Origin of the sequence: Microbacterium aurantiacum (assembly GCF_021654035.1) — a bacterium.
GTDB classification, from domain to species: Bacteria; Actinomycetota; Actinomycetes; order Actinomycetales; family Microbacteriaceae; genus Microbacterium; species Microbacterium aurantiacum.
On sequence record NZ_JAJPDW010000002.1, the window covers coordinates 178,915 to 195,545 of the forward strand.

18 protein-coding genes are annotated in these 16,631 nt (G+C 68.5%); 12 read left to right on the top strand and 6 right to left on the bottom strand.

Translation table 11 applies throughout. The annotated features are described in order from the left end of the window. Positions 1-17 precede the first annotated feature (17 nt). The 5 genes from LTL01_RS06325 to LTL01_RS06345 are packed head-to-tail and all read left to right on the top strand — an operon-like array spanning position 18 to position 5,834. A complete protein-coding gene (locus LTL01_RS06325; RefSeq protein ID WP_236968182.1) occupies positions 18-896 on the top strand; it encodes a carbohydrate ABC transporter permease in 879 nt (292 codons plus the stop codon). Beyond that, on the top strand, positions 896-1,804 hold the full coding sequence (locus LTL01_RS06330) for a carbohydrate ABC transporter permease (RefSeq protein WP_372461305.1): 909 nt from the start codon (positions 896-898) through the stop codon (positions 1,802-1,804). Before LTL01_RS06325 ends, LTL01_RS06330 begins: the two co-directional genes overlap by 1 nt. A 15-nt stretch (positions 1,805-1,819) precedes the next feature. After that, a complete protein-coding gene (locus tag LTL01_RS06335; RefSeq protein ID WP_236967864.1) occupies positions 1,820-2,809 on the top strand; it encodes a LacI family DNA-binding transcriptional regulator in 990 nt (329 codons plus the stop codon). Further along, positions 2,806-4,236 (top strand): glycoside hydrolase family 32 protein, encoded by a 1,431-nt coding sequence (locus LTL01_RS14840; protein WP_308195174.1) that lies wholly within the window; start codon positions 2,806-2,808, stop codon positions 4,234-4,236. Before LTL01_RS06335 ends, LTL01_RS14840 begins: the two co-directional genes overlap by 4 nt. Positions 4,237-4,274: 38 nt before the next feature. Then, positions 4,275-5,834: a glycoside hydrolase family 32 protein gene (locus tag LTL01_RS06345; protein ID WP_236967866.1), complete on the top strand. Its 1,560-nt coding sequence runs from the start codon at positions 4,275-4,277 to the stop codon at positions 5,832-5,834. Positions 5,835-5,885: 51 nt separating this feature from the next. Here LTL01_RS06345 and LTL01_RS06350 read toward each other — a convergent pair whose 3' ends face one another. Next, positions 5,886-7,325, bottom strand: a complete 1,440-nt coding sequence (locus LTL01_RS06350; RefSeq protein ID WP_236967867.1) for an LLM class flavin-dependent oxidoreductase — start codon at positions 7,323-7,325, stop codon at positions 5,886-5,888. 259 nt (positions 7,326-7,584) lie between these two features. Between LTL01_RS06350 and LTL01_RS06355 the strand changes: the two genes are divergently transcribed. After that, positions 7,585-8,763, top strand: a complete 1,179-nt coding sequence (locus LTL01_RS06355) for a MalY/PatB family protein (protein WP_236967868.1) — start codon at positions 7,585-7,587, stop codon at positions 8,761-8,763. 59 nt (positions 8,764-8,822) lie between these two features. Here LTL01_RS06355 and LTL01_RS06360 read toward each other — a convergent pair whose 3' ends face one another. Together LTL01_RS06360 and LTL01_RS06365 are read right to left on the bottom strand one after the other, a co-directional pair. Then, positions 8,823-9,179 carry a TraR/DksA family transcriptional regulator gene (locus tag LTL01_RS06360; protein ID WP_236967869.1) on the bottom strand — a complete coding sequence of 119 codons (357 nt, stop codon included), beginning with the start codon at positions 9,177-9,179 and terminating at the stop codon, positions 8,823-8,825. 14 nt (positions 9,180-9,193) lie between these two features. Then, complete coding sequence (locus tag LTL01_RS06365) at positions 9,194-9,763, bottom strand: NADPH-dependent FMN reductase (protein WP_053546478.1); 570 nt, start codon at positions 9,761-9,763, stop codon at positions 9,194-9,196. Between the two features lie 145 nt (positions 9,764-9,908). Here LTL01_RS06365 and LTL01_RS06370 point away from each other — a divergent pair, with 145 nt between their 5' ends. Continuing rightward, positions 9,909-10,883: an ATP-binding cassette domain-containing protein gene (locus LTL01_RS06370; protein WP_236967870.1), complete on the top strand. Its 975-nt coding sequence runs from the start codon at positions 9,909-9,911 to the stop codon at positions 10,881-10,883. Positions 10,884-10,948: 65 nt separating this feature from the next. Continuing rightward, positions 10,949-11,770 carry an ABC transporter permease gene (locus tag LTL01_RS06375; RefSeq protein WP_236968183.1) on the top strand — a complete coding sequence of 274 codons (822 nt, stop codon included), beginning with the start codon at positions 10,949-10,951 and terminating at the stop codon, positions 11,768-11,770. Positions 11,771-11,814: 44 nt separating this feature from the next. Here LTL01_RS06375 and LTL01_RS06380 read toward each other — a convergent pair whose 3' ends face one another. Then, a complete protein-coding gene (locus LTL01_RS06380) occupies positions 11,815-12,159 on the bottom strand; it encodes a hypothetical protein (protein ID WP_236967871.1) in 345 nt (114 codons plus the stop codon). Positions 12,160-12,376: 217 nt separating this feature from the next. Here LTL01_RS06380 and msuE point away from each other — a divergent pair, with 217 nt between their 5' ends. Then, positions 12,377-13,006, top strand: coding sequence for an FMN reductase (msuE, locus tag LTL01_RS06385; protein ID WP_236967872.1), 630 nt, complete (start codon positions 12,377-12,379; stop codon positions 13,004-13,006). A 114-nt stretch (positions 13,007-13,120) separates the two neighbouring features. Then, on the top strand, positions 13,121-14,080 hold the full coding sequence (locus LTL01_RS06390; RefSeq protein ID WP_236967873.1) for an intradiol ring-cleavage dioxygenase: 960 nt from the start codon (positions 13,121-13,123) through the stop codon (positions 14,078-14,080). A gap of 34 nt (positions 14,081-14,114) precedes the next feature. On the opposite strand, the gene LTL01_RS06395 is transcribed toward LTL01_RS06390, so the two are convergent. Beyond that, complete coding sequence (locus tag LTL01_RS06395; RefSeq protein ID WP_236967874.1) at positions 14,115-14,318, bottom strand: hypothetical protein; 204 nt, start codon at positions 14,316-14,318, stop codon at positions 14,115-14,117. A gap of 41 nt (positions 14,319-14,359) precedes the next feature. Further along, positions 14,360-14,671, bottom strand: coding sequence for a hypothetical protein (locus LTL01_RS06400; protein WP_053546474.1), 312 nt, complete (start codon positions 14,669-14,671; stop codon positions 14,360-14,362). A 197-nt stretch (positions 14,672-14,868) separates the two neighbouring features. On the opposite strand from LTL01_RS06400, the gene LTL01_RS06405 reads away from it, so the two are divergent. Together LTL01_RS06405 and LTL01_RS06410 are read left to right on the top strand one after the other, a co-directional pair. Further along, positions 14,869-15,321: an SRPBCC family protein gene (locus tag LTL01_RS06405; protein ID WP_236967875.1), complete on the top strand. Its 453-nt coding sequence runs from the start codon at positions 14,869-14,871 to the stop codon at positions 15,319-15,321. 131 nt (positions 15,322-15,452) lie between these two features. Continuing rightward, positions 15,453-16,628: an alcohol dehydrogenase catalytic domain-containing protein gene (locus tag LTL01_RS06410; protein WP_236967876.1), complete on the top strand. Its 1,176-nt coding sequence runs from the start codon at positions 15,453-15,455 to the stop codon at positions 16,626-16,628. Positions 16,629-16,631: the final 3 nt, after the last annotated feature.

The window sequence follows — 16,631 nt, forward strand, 5'->3', positions numbered from 1 at the left end:
GTGGTCTGCGCACCTCGATGCTGCCCCGCCGGTCCGGGCTGTCCGTCGTCGTCTTCCTCGTCCCCCCGCTGCTGCTGTACGGCGCTGCCGTGCTGCTTCCCATCGTCCAGTCGCTGGTCCTGAGCCTGTTCTCGTGGGACGGGATCACCGACCTCGTCTTCGTCGGCGTCGACAACTACATCAAGATGTTCACGCGCGACGACGTCTTCTGGACGGCGTTCGGCAACGCCCTCGGCTACCTCGCCATCTGCCTGGTGCTGCAGTTGGGGGGCGCGCTCGCCGTCGCCGGGCTCCTCACCGCGCTTCCCCGAGCCCGCGAACTGGTCAAGACGCTCTACCTGCTGCCCGCGGTCATCTCGACCGTCGCAATCGCTTTCCTCTTCGTCCGCATCTACTCGCTCGAGCCGGTCGGTCTGCTCAACCAGCTCTTGGCGTTCGTAGGCCTCGAAGGATTGCAGACGGCGTGGCTGTCGAACGTGCAGACGGTGCTCGTCGCCGTGTCGATCCCAGAGGGGTGGCGCTTCACCGGTCTGTACATGCTGATCATCTACGCGGCGCTCCTCGCGGTTCCCAAGGAACTCGAGGAGGCTGCCCGCCTCGACGGGGCGTCGTGGTGGCAGACGTTCTGGCGCATCCGGTTCCCCTACATCCGTCCCGTGTGGATCACCACCACGGTCATGGCCACGACGTTCGCCCTCCGAGGTTTCGACATCCCGTATCTCCTGACCAACGGAGGACCGGGCCAGGCATCCGAGCTGCTCACGACGTACATGTACAAGACAGCCTTCGTCCACACCGACTACGGCTATGCGAGTGCGATCTCGGTCTTCATCGTCATCGAGTGCCTCGTCGCCGTCGGCCTGATCTTCCTGCTCCTGCGTCGAAAGGACGCGTGATGTCAACGATTCTGACCCCGCCCGTGGTGTCGTCCGCCTCCGTGCCGGAAGCGGGTCCGAGCAAACCGCATCGTTCACCCCGCCTGCGTGTACAGCGGACGATCCTCACCGTGACAGTTGTGCTCATCGTCATCGTCCAGGTCTACCCACTGGCGTGGTTGTTCCTCACAAGCTTCCGCACCCCGGCGGACTTCGCCGGCGGAGATCCCTTCGCCATCCCGTCGGAGTTCACGCTCGACAACTATGCGCGCGCCTTCGAGACGGGGAACCTCTGGCTCAACATCGCCAACAGCCTGATCGTCACCCTGGGTGCGAGCGCACTCATCGTCGTAGCCGGGATGATGGCCGCCTACGCGTTGCAGGTTCTGGGATTCCGATTCAGCTCGCTCGTGCGCTCCGTCTTCCTCCTCGGAATCATCGTCCCGGTGCAGATCGCGCTGGTGCCGCTGTTCATCGACTATGCCCAGATCGGGCTGCTCGACACTCACGTGTCGATGATCCTTCCGCTCGCCGCCTTCTCCCTGCCGATGGGCGTGTACCTGTTCTCGTCGTTCTACGAGTACATCCCGCGCGAGCTGTACGAAGCCGCCTCGCTCGACGGTGCGGGTCCGTACCGCATCTTCCTGCAGATCACCGCGCCCCTGTCGGTCAACACGATCATCACAGTCGTACTCGTCAACAGCATCTTCATCTGGAACGATTTCATCTTCGCGAACACCTTCGTGCTCTCGGACGGGCTGAAGACCATCCCCCTGGGGCTGCAAAACTACATCGGAGCGATGGGCAACACCGACTGGACCGCCACCTTCGCGGCGGTGTGCGTCACCGTCACACCGCTGCTGCTGGTCTTCCTCGTATTGAACAAGGCGATGATCGCAGGCCTGGAAAGCGGAGCTACCAAAGGATGAATAGGTGACTCACTGATGAGCATCACAATGCGCGATGTGGCGCGTGCGGCCAATGTCTCGGTCGCGACCGTCTCGCACGTCATCAACGACAAGCCGGGAGCGCGCATCGGAGACGACGCGCGGCGGCGCGTGCTCGACGCGGTCGCGGAGCTCGGATACCGGCCCAACGCACTGGCCAAGACGCTCTCGCAAGGCGGTTCGCGATTCATCGGTCTCGTCGCAGACGCTATCGCCACGACCCCGTTCGCCGGCCAGATCATCCACGGCGCGCAGGATGAGGCATGGCGACACGGCTACGTGCTGCTCGTCGCGAACACGGAGGGCAATGCCGCCGCGGAGAACGATGCCATCGCGATGATGCTCGAACATCAGGTCCGGGGCATCCTCTACTCCACCTGGTACCACCGTGAGATCGAGGTGCCGGCTTTGCTGAAGCAGACCGAGACGGTGCTCGTCAACTGCTACTCCGAGGACGACGCCTACCCGGCGGTCGTGCCCGACGAGGAGCAGGGCGGCCGGACCGCCACTGAGGAGCTCATCGCCGCCGGGCACCGTCGGATCGCCATGGTGAACACGACGACGCCCTCGCCTGCACAGACGGGCCGGCTCGCCGGGTACGCGTCGGCGCTCGCCGCAGCCGGCATCGATTACGATTCCTCGCTCGTGTTCGAAGCGGAGTCGGCGCAGGAAGGCGGCTACGCTATCGCGCCTGCGGTCATCGCCTCAGGCGCCGAGGGTGTCTTCTGTCACAACGACCGTGTAGCGATGGGACTCTACGACGGTCTCCGGGAGCGCGGCCTGCGTATTCCGCAAGACATGGCCGTCATGGGCTTCGACAATCAGGACGTCATCGCAGCGCACCTCCGGCCGCCGCTGTCGACGGTGGCCCTTCCCCACTACGAGATCGGTGCCGCGGGTGTGCGAACCCTTCTGGGCCTCGAGACCATCACCGGATCCGATCGCCTGCATGTCACGTGCCCTCCGGTCGTGAGGGCCTCGCTGTGATCCCTCGCCCGCGGTTCCATCTCACGCCCGAGCGCAATTGGATGAACGACCCGAACGGACTCGTCCACGTCGACGGGGTCTGGCACGCCTTCTTCCAGCACAACCCGGAGGGCATCGACTGGGGGAACATGAGCTGGGGCCACGCCAGCAGCGTCGACCTCGAGCACTGGCGAGCTCATCCGGTGGCGCTGCGCTACGACGACAGGGAGCAGGTCTACTCCGGTTCGGTGGTGGTCGATGACCACGGCACACTGACCGCGATCTACACCAGTGCGTATGCACGAGGCATCCAGGCGCAATCGCTCGCTGTCAGCGATGACGGCGGCGAGACGTGGATTCCGCATTCCGGGAACCCGGTGCTCGATCGCCGCTCGAGCGACTTCCGTGACCCCAAGGTCGTGCGTGTGCCTTCTCAGTCGGGCCGCGAGCGCTGGGTCATGGTCGCCGTCGAGGCGGTGGAGCGCCGTGTGCTCTTCTACGCCTCGGACGATCTACGGACGTGGCGCGAGACCGGCTCTTTCGGTCCGCTCGGCCCCGACGGCGTCGTGTGGGAGTGCCCCGATCTCGTTCTCCTGCCGCAGGACGGCGACCCGGCGCAGACGCGCTGGGTCCTGCTGCTCAGTACCAACCCGGTCGGTACAGATCCCGATCCGGTGGGCTCGATGATGCACTACGTCGTCGGTTCTTTCGACGGGGAGACCTTCATCCCTGATCGCGAGCAGTTGGACCGGTTCGACCACGGCCGGGACTTCTACGCGGGCGTCACCTTTGACAGTGCGCCCGATGGCGAAGCCATCTTGCTCGCCTGGATGAGCAACTGGCGGTACGCCCACGCCGTGCCCGCGGCCACGTGGCGCGGTGCGATGTCGCTGCCGCGGAGACTAGCTCTCCGCACTGTCGAAGGCCAGCCGCGCATGGTGCAGCATCCCGTGGCGTCCATTGAAGGTCACCTTTCCCACGCGACACTCCGCGCCCCCTCGGAGCCGATCACGCTCATCCCCCACGCGCTGATCGAGGTGGGCTGGACCTCCCTCCCCGCCGGTGGCGTCCTGCTCCGCCTGACAGGAGATGGCGACGAAAACGTTCACATCGTCTGCGACCCGGCGAACGCGAAGCTGACCGTGACTCGCGGGGGAACAGCGGCGCGCGCACTGCACACCGACTTCCCATCCAGCAGCGGGGCTCCACTGCGCCGATCCCCCGGCGAGGGGCGACTCTTCGTGAGCCTCGATGGACCGCTCCTGGAGGTGTTCGCCGACGGCGGCGAGACCACCGTCTCGATCCTCGTCACGCTCGAGGGCGAGTCCATCACCCTGACCGCGCACGCCGACGTGCCAGGAGCCCTCGACAGCCTGACCCTGCGCGTCGCCGAGGTCGGCGCGCGCCAGGACGCGATCGAGCCCGGAATCGTCACCGCCCGCGCCTGACCTTGCTCCATCCCATTCATCACAAGGAAGTGATCGTCATGACGTTCGACATCTCTCGCCGCACTCTTCTGCAGGGAGCCGGAATCGGTGCTCTGGGGTTTGCACTCGCCGGGCACGCGCCCCTCGCGGCCTCTGCCGTCCAGGCATCGCAGCGCGCCGTCTACCACATGACCCCACCGACGGCTTGGCTCTGCGACCCACAGCGACCCATCGTCTCGGGCGGGCAGTACCAGCTCTACTATCTGCACTCCGACGTGAACAACGGCCCCGGCGGATGGGATCACACCACCACCGATGGCGTGAGCTTCACCCACCACGGCACCGTCATGCCCCTCACCGACGGCGTCCCTGTCTGGTCCGGATGTCTCGTCGTCGACGACGCGAACACGGCCGGGTTCGGAGCCGGCGCCGTCATCGCGCTGGCGACGCGCCCCACGGACGGCGTTCGGCGCTATCAGGAGCAGTACCTCTACTGGTCGACCGATGGCGGGTTCTCGTTCACGATGCTCCCGGATCCCGTGCTTGTGAACACAGATGGTCGTGCGGCGCAGACGCCCGCCGAGATCGACAACGCGGAATGGTGTCGGGACCCCAAGGTGCATTGGGACGCATCTCGCGCCGAGTGGGTGATGGCATTGGGGCGCGCCCGGTACGCCGGCTTCTACACGTCGCCCAACCTGCGGGACTGGGTCTGGCGCAGCAACTTCGATTACCCGACCCCGCAGCTCGGCGGCATCGAGTGCCCCGACCTCTTCGAGATGACCGCCGATGACGGCACCCGCCATTGGGTGCTGGGCGCGAGCATGGATGCGTACGACGTTGGACTCCCGATGACCTACGCGTACTGGATGGGCGAATGGGACGGTACCCGGTTCGTCGCAGACGACCTCACGCCCCAATGGCTGGACTGGGGGTGGGACTGGTACGGCGCGGTCACGTGGCCCATGAAGGAGAATCCCGAGACTCGTCGGCTCGCAATCGGCTGGATGAACAACTGGAAGTACGCTGCCCGCGATGTGCCCACTGACGTCACCGATGGCTACAACGGGCAGAATTCCATCGTGCGGGAGCTGCGCCTCGACCGTCAGCCAGGCGGCTGGTACAGCCTGCTCAGCAGTCCGATCGCTGCGCTCGAAGATCACGCGGCTTCGACGCTCACGCTTCCCGATCGCACGGTCAACGGCAGCGCAGTCTTGCCCTGGGCAGGACGCGCATACGAACTCGAGCTCGACGTCTCTTGGACAGACGCCACCAACGTCGGGGTGTCCGTCGGACGCTCGGCGGACGGCTTGCGTCACACCAACATCGGGAAGTACGGAGCCGATGTGTATGTCGACCGCGGTCCGTCCGACCGCAGCGGCTACAGCCTCGTTCCGTACACCCGGGCGGCCGCGCCGATCGATCCAAACGCGCGCTCGATGCATCTGCGCATCTTCGTCGACCGACAGAGCGTCGAGGTGTTCGTCAACGCGGGGCACACGGTGCTGTCGCAGCAGGTGCACTTCCTCGACAGCGACACCGGTATCTCGCTCTACACGGACGGCGGCTCTGCGCAGTTCACGGGGATCACGATTCGCGAGTACGTCAGTTCGGTGTGAGATCCGACGCTTGACCCAACACTGACTCCGGCGGGCCAGCCCCCCCCCCGCTCAGGCCCCCGCGCCGACGCGCGCACCGACCCGGTAGCGGGCGCCACGGTGCTCGTCGGGGAGGCGGTCGCCGCGGCCGTGGAGCTTTTCGCGGAGCGTCCCGGGTGCGTACGTGTCGGGGTAGATGCCGCGCGCTCGGAGCACGGGGATCACGTATTCGACGACGTCCTCGAAGGTGCCGGGGGTGATGGCGTAGGCGAGGTTGAACCCGTCGACATCCGTCTCCTCCACCCATTCCTGGAGAGTGTCGGCGATCTCCTCGCCCGAGCCGACGATGAGCGGTCCGAGCCCGCCGATGGCGCCGCGCTCGGCGATGTCGCGGACGGTGAACTCCTCGCCGTTTCGAGCGGACTCGGCGAAGTTCGCGATCACCGACTGGATCGCGTTCGACTTCACGTTGCCGACCGGCTCGTCGAGGTCGTACTGCGACAGGTCGATGCCCATCCACCCGCTCATGAACACCAGCGCCCCCTCGGCGCTCGCGTACTGCAGGTAGTCGCGGTGCTTCGCGTGCGCCTTCTCGCTGGTCTCGTCGGTGATGATCGTCAGCAGCGTGTAGATGCGGGCCGAGTACCGGTCGCGGCCGGCCGCCTCGAGGGCGTCGCGGATGCGGGCGACGGTCGACCGCAGCACCTCCTTCGTGGGGGCGGCGACGAAGATCGCCTCGGCGTTGTCGGCGGCGAATGCGACGCCGCGCGGCGAGGCGCCTGCCTGGTAGATCACGGGGGAGCGCTGCGGGCTCGGCTCGGAGATGTGGATGCCCGGAACGGTGAAGTGCTTGCCGTAGTGGCCGATCTCGTGGACCTTCGCCGGATCGGTGAAGACACCGGTTTCGCGGTCGCGCTGGACCGCGTCGTCCTCCCACGAGCCCTCCCACAGCTTGTAGAGCACCTCGAGGTACTCGTCGGCGTGGTCGTAGCGGTCGTCGTGCTCGAGCTGGTCGTCGTGCCCCATGTTGCGCGCGGCGCTGGGGAGGTATCCGGTGACGACGTTCCAGCCGACGCGGCCGTTCGTCAGGTGGTCGAGGGTCGACATCCGTCGGGCGAAGGGGTACGGGTGCTCGTACGCGGTGCCGGCGGTGATGCCGAAGCCGAGGTGCTCGGTGGCCAGCGCCATCGCGCCGACGAGGAGCAGCGGGTCGGCCACCGGAACCTGCGCGCCGTGACGGATCGCAGCCTCGTTCGTGCCGCCGTACACGTCGTAGGTGCCGAGGACGTCGGCGATGAAGATGCCGTCAAAGGTGCCGCGCTCGAGGAGCTGGGCGAGATGGGTCCAGTACGTGAGCTCCTTGTAGCGGTGCGACTGGTCGTCGGGGTGACGCCAGAGGCCGGAGGACTGGTGCGCGACGCAGTTCATGTCGAACGCGTTGAACCGGATCTGTCGCTTCGCGCCCGCGGGGGCGGCGGCCTCGGTCGCGGATGCGCTGTCGTGCGTGCTCATGCCGCCATCGTGCCGAGTCGCGGCGACGGTGTCGCGGGCGGCGTCACGCGGCGACGCGCGGCGTAACGCACCGTCACGAACCCGCTTGTACCTCGAGGGTGAACGTCGCGCCGTCGTCCGTTCTGCGGGGATGGTGACGGTCCGGAGCGGGGGCGGCCGGCGACGGGGTCGTACGTACTCGTATTACGCCGAAGTTGCAGGCCCGCGGGCGGAGGGGGATGGTCGAGGGACCGGAATTCGCCTGAGGTAGGGATCTTCGATGACTGTTGGCGCACACCCGTTTGATCGGATCGAGCGGGCTCGCCTCGATCGGCCGGAGAGTCGGAAGTGGAGCCTGCACCCCGGGGCGGTCGGCGCATGGGTCGCGGAGATGGACTTCGGTGTCGCCCCTCCCGTGTCGCGCGCCCTCCACCGCGCCGTCGACGAGGGCATCCTCGGATATTTATCGCCGCCGCTCGCCGCCGAACTCGGCGAAGCGACGGCGGACTGGATGCGGACCGAGTACGCGTGGGACATCGACCCGCAGCGGGTTCACCCCGTCTCCGACGTCATGGCGGCGCTCGGTGTCGCCGTCACCGAGTACTCGCCCCCAGGATCGGCGGTCATCGTCCCTACGCCGGCGTACATGCCGTTCCTGACCTATCTGCCGACGATCGGACACCCCGTCGTCGAGGTGCCCGGCATCACCGTGGACGGGCGATGGCAGCATGATCTGGACCGGATCGACGAGGCTTTCGCCGCGGGGGCGCGCACGCTGGTCCTCTGCAATCCGCACAACCCGACCGGCACGGTGTTGACCCGTGCGGAACTGACGGCGCTCGCCGCGATCGTCGAGCGACACGGCGGACGCGTCTTCGCCGACGAGATCCACGCTCCGCTGAGGTTCGGCGGGGTCCCGCACGTGCCGTATGCGTCGCTGTCCGAGGCGACGGCCGCGCACACGATCACGGGCACGAGCGCATCGAAGGCGTGGAACCTGGCCGGGTTGAAGACCGCGCAGTTGATCACTTCCAACGAGGCCGATCAGGCGGCCTATCGCAGGTTCGGATTCGCGGTGCAGCACGGGGCCGCCACGCTCGGGGTGGTCGCGGCCATCGCCGCGTACCGCGAAGGGCGCCCGTGGCTCGAGGGAGTGGTGGAGTACCTCGATGAGGAACGGCACGAGCTTCGCGACCTCATCGCCGAGCACCTCCCGAGCGCCCTGTACCGAGTGCCCGAGGCGACGTACATCGGGTGGATCGACACGTCCGCCCTCAGCATCCCGGGTCCTCCGGCGGCGTTCTTCCGTGAGCACGCCGGCGTCATCCTCACCGAAGGTGCGCTCCTGGGTCGGGGCTTCGACGACTTCGCACGGATCGTCTTCGCCACGCCCCGGCCGGTTCTCGCACACGCTGTCCGCGCCATGGGTGCGGCAGTTCGCAGTGCAGCCGCGGAATGATCCACCGCGCCGGTGCAGCCGCGGCGATGGTTCTCGACGCTGCGACGCGGGGGCGTCGCTCACCCTCCCGATGCGCTCGCGCAGGCCACGCAGCGGTCCGCGGTGGGGCGCACCTCGAGGCGCCCGGCCGGGATGGCACGGCCGCAGTCGCGGCAGATGCCGTAGGTGCCGTCGGCGACGCGGTCGAACGCCGCGTCGATGTCCGCGAGCTCGCGATCGACCTCCGCGCGCAGTCCCTCGAGTCGCGACCATTCCCCGGACAGCGGGGCTCCGTCCGGGTCGTGCTCGTCGTCGTCCGACTCGCCGGTGCGCGCACGACGCAACGCGGCGATCTGCGCGTCGAGGTCGTCTCGGCGCGACTGCGCATCACGCCGCGCCCGCTCGAGGTGCGCGGCAGGGCCGTCGGGTTCCGGCATCCGTTCCCGTTCCCTCAGTCGCGCGGGAGCACGGTGAGGACCCGCTCGATGTGGTCGCGGAACTCGGTCATGTAATCGCGGAGGAACCCCTCGAGCCCCTCGTCGTGAACCTCGCCGTCGGCGCCGAACTTCTCTTCCGAGAAGGTGATGTACGCCTCGGGGCTCGTCATCTGGCGGGCGTTGCAGAAGCTGAGCACGCCGCGGAGACTCTGCTGCGCGACGGCGGTGCCGATCTGGCCGATCGAGGCCCCGATGACGGCGGCCGGGATGTGGTCGAACGAGTTCTCCCCCCACGGGCGCGACGCCCAGTCGATCGCGTTCTTCAGCGCTCCCGGGATCGACCGGTTGTACTCGGGGGTGACGAAGAGCACCGCATCCGAGTCGGCGATCGCATCCTTGAGGGCGGTCGCGACGGGAGGGTAGTCGGCGTCGAAGTCCGGGCTGTACAGCGGCAGGTCGCCGATCGGGATCTCACGGAACTCCAGCTCCGGCGGCGCGAGACGGATCAGCGCCTTCGAGAGGGTGCGGTTGATCGATGTCGACGACAGGCTTCCGACGAAGTACCCGACGGTGTGCGTGGTCATGGGGTTCCTCTCTGCAGCGTGTGCCCCAGCCTGTCGGCGACGGATGCCGAGGGGAAGGGTCTTGCGCGGTGCGCGGAGGTGCGGCTATGCGGGGGTGTCGGCGGCCGTCAACACCGTGTCGTACGCCGGGAGTACCATCACGCGCATGGCGTTCATCGAAGCCCGAGGGCTCGTCAAGACCTATACGCCGAAAGGCGCGCCGGTGGTCCGCGCGCTCGACGGACTCGACCTGGATGTGCCGCGCGGAACCGTCACGGCGCTGCTCGGTCCGAACGGGGCGGGGAAGACCACGACGGTCAAGGCGCTCACCACGCTCATCACACCGGATGCCGGGACAGCGACGATCGACGGCGTCGACGTCCTGGCCGACCCGGAGCGCATTCGCCGGATGATCGGCGCGAGCGGGCAGTACGCCGCCGTGGATGAGAACCTCACCGGCTTCGAGAACCTCCTGATGGTCGGTCGGCTCTACCACCTCGGGGGTCGCGTGGCCCGGCAGCGGGCGACCGAGCTGATCGAGCTGTTCGACCTCACCGAGGCGCGGAACCGCCCGGTCAAGGGCTACTCCGGTGGCATGCGTCGTCGGGTCGACCTCGCCGGTGCGCTGGTGATCAACCCGCCCGTGCTGTTCCTCGACGAGCCGACGACGGGCCTCGACCCGCGCAGCCGCCTCGGTCTGTGGGACGTCATCCAGACCCTGGTCTCCGACGGCACGACGGTGCTGCTGACCACGCAGTACCTCGAAGAGGCCGACCGGCTTGCCGACTCGATATCGGTCATCGACAACGGCAAGGTCATCGCCAAGGGCACCGCCGACGAGCTCAAGGCGTCCGTCGGCGGGCAGCGCGTGGCGCTGACCCTCGTCGACGACGCTGACGGCGACGCCGTGCGCGCGATCCTCGCCGCGCACGGATCGGGCGTACCGGTGGTGACGGGAGGGCGCACGTGGGTCGTGCCCGTCGACGACGGGCCCGCCGCGCTCGCGGCCATCGTCGCTGCGGCATCCCGCGACGGCATCGCCCTGCACGACGCCGGAATGAGGCGGCCGACGCTGGACGACGTCTTCCTCCAGCTCACCGGGCGCGCGGCCGAGAACGACGCCGAGGAGACGGCGGCATGAGCGAGTCGCGATCCGCCGCGGGGACCGGCGGCGGTGCCGGCGCCGGCACCGCCCGCACGTCGTCGATGACCCTCCGTCCCCAGGCGGGGACGCCGCTGTCGAGGTTCCTCAGCGACGGGTGGGTGACCACGTGGCGCAACCTCATGAAGATCATCCGGGTGCCCGAGATCCTGCTCTTCTCGCTCATCCAGCCGATCATGTTCGTCCTGCTCTTCACCTACGTCTTCGGCGCCGCCATCGACATCCCGGGCGACGGCTACACGTCCTTCCTCATGGCCGGCATCTTCGCCCAGACCGTCGTGTTCGGGTCGACCTACTCCGGGTCTGCGATGGCGCAGGACCTCAAGGACGGCATCATCGACCGCTTCCGCACCCTGCCGATGAGCGGTGCGGCGGTGCTCGTGGGGCGCACCAACGGCGACCTCGTGATCAACGCGCTGTCGGTGCTGGTGATGATGGGGACGGGGCTCCTCGTCGGATGGCGGGTGAACTCCTCGTTCCCCGAGTTCCTCGCCGGCGTCGCGCTCCTCCTGCTCTTCGCCTACGCCTTCTCGTGGGTGATGGCGTTCCTCGGGATGGCGGTGAAGAGCCCGGAGGTCATCAACAACGCCTCCTTCCTCATCCTCTTCCCGCTCACGTTCATCTCCAACGCCTTCGTCCCCAGCGAGAACCTGCCGACTCCGTTGCGTATCTTCGCCGAGTGGAATCCCGTGTCCGCGCTCGTGCAATCGGCGCGCGAACTGTTCGGGAATGTTCCGCCCGGTACGCCCGTCGGCGATGCATGGCCGGCGCAGTACCCGATCGCCACGGTGATCATCGGCGTCATCGTGCTGCTGGCGGTCTTCGTGCCGCTGTCGATTCGGAAGTTCGCCACGCTGTCGCGTTGACCGGACGGGTGCCGCGACCCGCTAGAAGGGTGAGGACGGTGTCGTCAGCACGGAAGCGGGCGATACAGTGCGCGCGTAACTCGCCGCGCCCGGGTCGTCGCGGCGTCGGCAACCGTGGTCCCGTGGATCTCGGCAATCGCCAGCGCCGCCGTGTCGAGCGAATGCGTCTGCGCGCACTCGAGGGCGCGGTCGCGCCGCGGCCCGACAGACGCGACATAGATGCGGGCCGCAACCTCGATGAAGCCGATGGCATCATCCGCGAGGGTGACGACGTAGACGTCGTCCGCGAGGCGTTCCACGTGTGCTTCCGGCATCCGCGGGTGCGATGGTGCAGAGCGTGAGCCGGTGATGTCGACCCGATCCAGCGAAGCCTCCGACATGATGCTCATCGCGCCCCGCCTTCCGTGCCGTTCCGTACTCTCCGTTGTGGTCTGACGATATCCAGACAGGGTGTCTCCGGCCTCGGGGTTGACGGCCGGACGCGCGTTCGCTACCCGCGCGAGGCGGCGATGCGGAGCACGCAGGAGCATGACGCCGCGTGTCGCTCTGCGACGTTTCGTGTCATCGGACGCGCGCGGGAGCGGCATCCGGACGTACCGTCGGGGCATGACGACGACTCCGACCCTGCCGGCGACCCCCGTCGCGCCCCCGGCCCTCGCGCCTCGCCGCGCCCTGCGGGTGGTGGGCGTGTCCGGTTCTCTTCACGAGCCCAGCAAGACCACCGCTCTGATCGCCGAGATCCTCCGCCGCGTCGGCGCGCACCTCGACGTCGAGAGCTCACTCATCGAAGTGACGTCCATCGGGCCGGCCTTCGCCGGGGCGCTGACGCGCGAAGCGCTGCCGCCCGACGCCCGCGACGCCCTCGAGCAGATCGAGACCGCCGACCTCCTCGTCGTGGGCACGCCCGTCTATCGCGCGTCGTACACGGGCCTGTTCAAGCACCTGTTCGACTTCGTCGAGCAGTACGCACTCGTCGGGCGCCCCGTGCTCCTGGCGGCGACCGGCGGCGGCGAGCGGCACGCGCTCATCATCGAGCATCAGCTGCGTCCGCTGTTCGGGTTCTTCCAGGCGCTCACGCTTCCGCTCGGCGTCTACGCCAGCACGTCGGACTTCGACGGCTACACGCTCCGCGAAGGCGCCGTCTCCGACCGGATCGACCTCGCCGTCGAGCGGGCGCTGCCGATCCTCGAGCACGGCGGCCGGGCACGCCCGTCGGATCGCATCTCGACCTGGTGATCAACGAGCGCGACGCCGGTGGCCCGGCATCCATAGCGCGTTCATAGGTCCGCCCTACGGCGCCGAAAAGACCGCCGCGCATCCTGAAGTCCTCGCCGACGACAGGAGACCGAGATGAACCGCTTCCCCGACCCCGACGACACCCCCGACGGCCCGGCGTACGAGGGCAGGCTGCTCGCGCGACCCGACGACGAGGTCGTCGACCAGGGCATCGGGTTCGACCTCGGCACCCTCCTCAGTCGGCGCGGCATCCTCGGCCTCGCGGGTCTCGGGGCGGGAGCGGTCGCGCTCGCCGCGTGCAGTCCGCTCGCCACCTCGGCCGCAACGCCATCGGCATCGGCCACCCCTTCGGCGGCGGGGACCACGACACCGACGTCCACGCCCTCGGCATCCGCCGTCCTTCCCGCCGGGGAGATCCCGGACGAGACCGCCGGCCCCTACCCGGGCGACGGGTCCAACGGTCCGGACGTACTGGAGCAGTCCGGGATCATCCGCCGCGACCTCCGCACGAGCCTCGGAGGCACCGCCGTGGTCGAGGGGGTGCCGGCGGAGGTGACGCTGCGCATCACCGACATGGCGTCCGGCGACGCGCCGTTCGCGGGCGTCGCGGTCTACGCGTGGCACTGCGACGCCCAGGGGCGGTACTCGATGTACTCCGACGGGGTCGAGGGCGAGACCTGGCTGCGCGGCGTTCAGGTCACCGATGCCGACGGGCAGGTCACCTTCACCACGATCGTCCCGGGGTGCTACGCGGGCCGCTGGCCGCACATCCACTTCGAGGTGTACCCGGATGCCGCGTCCATCACCGATGCCGGCAATGCGATCGCGACATCGCAGCTCGCGCTCCCGCAGGCGATGCTCGAGACGGTCTACGCCCTGCCGGCGTACGACGGATCCGCGAGGAACCTGACCGGGGTGAGCCTGACCTCCGACAATGTCTTCGGCGAGGACGGAGGGGCGCTGCAGATGGCGACGGTCACGGGCGACGCCTCAGCCGGATACGCCGCATCGCTCGTGGTGCGCGTGGACACCGCGACCACGCCGAGCGCCGGAGCGGCCCCCGGACGTCCGTGAGACGCGGGGGCCGCCCGGGCTCTGTCGGCCGTCGTCAGACGCCGAGGTCCGGGTCTTCTCCCTGGACCGTGGCATCAGGGTCTTCGCCCTCGGCCTGGCTCGGGTGACCGGCGACGTCCTCGGGCGGCGTCTCGGCGATCGAGGCGCGGTCGGTGCCGGGATCCCCGGTGCCGCTGTCGTAGCCGTCAGCGCTGTGGCCGTCGGAGGTGTGCTCGTCGGGGCGGTCGTGGTGGGTCATGGCATGTCCTCTCGTGGATCTGCGGATGTCGCCGGGCGCGCTCAGCGCATGTCGTCGCCGGGCGACAGGTCGCCCTCGCCGTCGGGACCGAGGTCGATCATGGCCGGATCGGCGCCCTGCGACTCGGGCAGCGCGCTCGCGCCGGGGAGGTCCTCGGCGGGCACCTCGTCGAGTGGCGAAGGCAGCTCGGCCGGGTCTGCGCCCGTCGCCGTCTCCTCGTCGGCGGGCGCCTCCCGGATGTCGCGATCGGACGCCTCCCACTCCGCCTGGGCGGCATCCCACCCGTCGTCGGCGGTCGCATCGGTGCCGCGCAGCGCGGAGGTGAGGGTCTCGTTCGTGTCGGGGTCGCGCATGCGTCCCTCCTTTCCTCTCCGCCCACTCTCGGCACTGTCGCCGCGACAGCCGAGGGGCTTGCCTGCCGGGGCGCTGTCCGCTAACGCCGATCCGGATCCGCGAGCGCGATAACACTCGCGGCGAGCGAAGGCAACCCCCTGCGTCGCGAGCGGCGCGGGGGGAAGCATGGCAATCCCAACGAGAGGAAGGTCACGCAATGACCCAGATCATCGAAACCGTCGATGTCGATGTCGACGTGTCCACCGCCTACAACCAGTGGACGCAGTTCGAGACGTTCCCCCGGTTCCTGAGCTTCGTGAAGTCCATCACCCAGCTGGACGACCAGACCCTGCGCTGGGTCGTCGAGATCGCCGGCGCGGAGCGCGAGTTCACCGCGAAGGTGAGCGAGCAGCATCCGGACGAGCGTGTCGCCTGGGCGACCGTCGAGGGCGAAGCGCACCACGCGGGCGTCGTGACGTTCCACCGACTCTCCGACAACGAGACGCGCGTCACCGTGCAGCTCGACTGGGAGCCCGAGGGCGTGGCCGAGAAGATCGGCGCCCTCGTCGGACTCGACGACCACGCGGTGAAGAAGGACCTTAAGAACTTCAAGGAGTTCATCGAGTCGCGCGGCGACGAGACCGGCGCCTGGCGCGGCGACATCTCCTGAGTCGCAGGTCGACGATGCCCGTCCCGGTTTCGGGACGGGCATCGTCGCGTGCGCGGCGCGCGGGTACGCCTCCCCCCTCGCGCCTGTCAACCCCCTCCACTGTTGTCAGGTGCGCGGGAGAGGCTTCGCCTATGAAGGCAGTCACCTGGCAGGGGCGACGTCATGTCGCCGTCACCGATGAGCCCGATCCTCGGCTGGAAGAACCCACCGACGCGATCGTGCGCATCACCTCCACCGCGATCTGCGGCTCGGACCTTCACCTGTACGAGCTCTTCGGCCCGTTCCTCGACCGCGGCGACATTCTCGGCCACGAGTCCATGGGCATCGTCGAGGCGGTGGGCCGCGACGTGGTGACCCTCCGACCGGGTGACCGTGTCGTCGTGCCGTTCAACATCGCGTGCGGACGATGCTTCATGTGTCGCCGCGGCCTGCAGTCGCAGTGCGAGACGACGCAGAACGATCAGTACGGCACGGGGGCTTCGCTCTTCGGGTACACCAAGCTCTACGGTCAGGTGCCGGGTGGGCAGGCAGAGCTCCTCCGCGTGCCGCTCGCCGATGAGAACACGATCCCGGTCGGCACCGACCTTCCCGACGAGCGCTACCTGTTCCTCAGCGACATCCTTCCCACGGCCTGGCAGGCGGTGGAGTACACCGGTCTCGACGAGCCGTCGACTCTCGTGGTGCTCGGCCTCGGTCCCGTCGGGCAGCTGGCGGCGCGCATCGGCGTGCAGCGCGGGCACCGCGTGATCGGCATCGACCCGGTGCCCGAGCGTCGCGCGATGGCGGTCCGGCACGGCGTGGAGGCCTGGGAGGGCGACGACGACGTCTCGCGCGTCATCGCCCACACTCAGGGCCGAGGAGCGGATGCCGTCATCGACGCGGTCGGACTCGAGGCGCACGGCAGTCCCTTCGCCCACGCCGCGCATGCCGTGACCGCGGCGCTTCCGGACGCGCTCGCACGACCTGTGATGGAGAACACCGGCGTCGACCGTCTCGCTGCCCTCCACACGTCGGTGGACATGGTGCGTCGCGGCGGGACCATCTCCATCAGCGGCGTCTACGTCGGCGACAGCGATGTCATGCCGATGAAGACGATGTTCGACAAGCAGCTCACGCTGCGGATGGGCCAGTGCAACGTCAAGCGGTGGATCGACGATCTCCGCCCTTACGCCGAGGCCGACGACGACCCGCTGGGTCTCGACGACCTCGTCACCCACCGGGCCGGCCTCGCCGAGGCCCCGGATCTCTACGAGAAGTTCCAGAAGAAGGACGACGGGTGCATCAAGGTCGTCCTGCAACCGACATGAGGA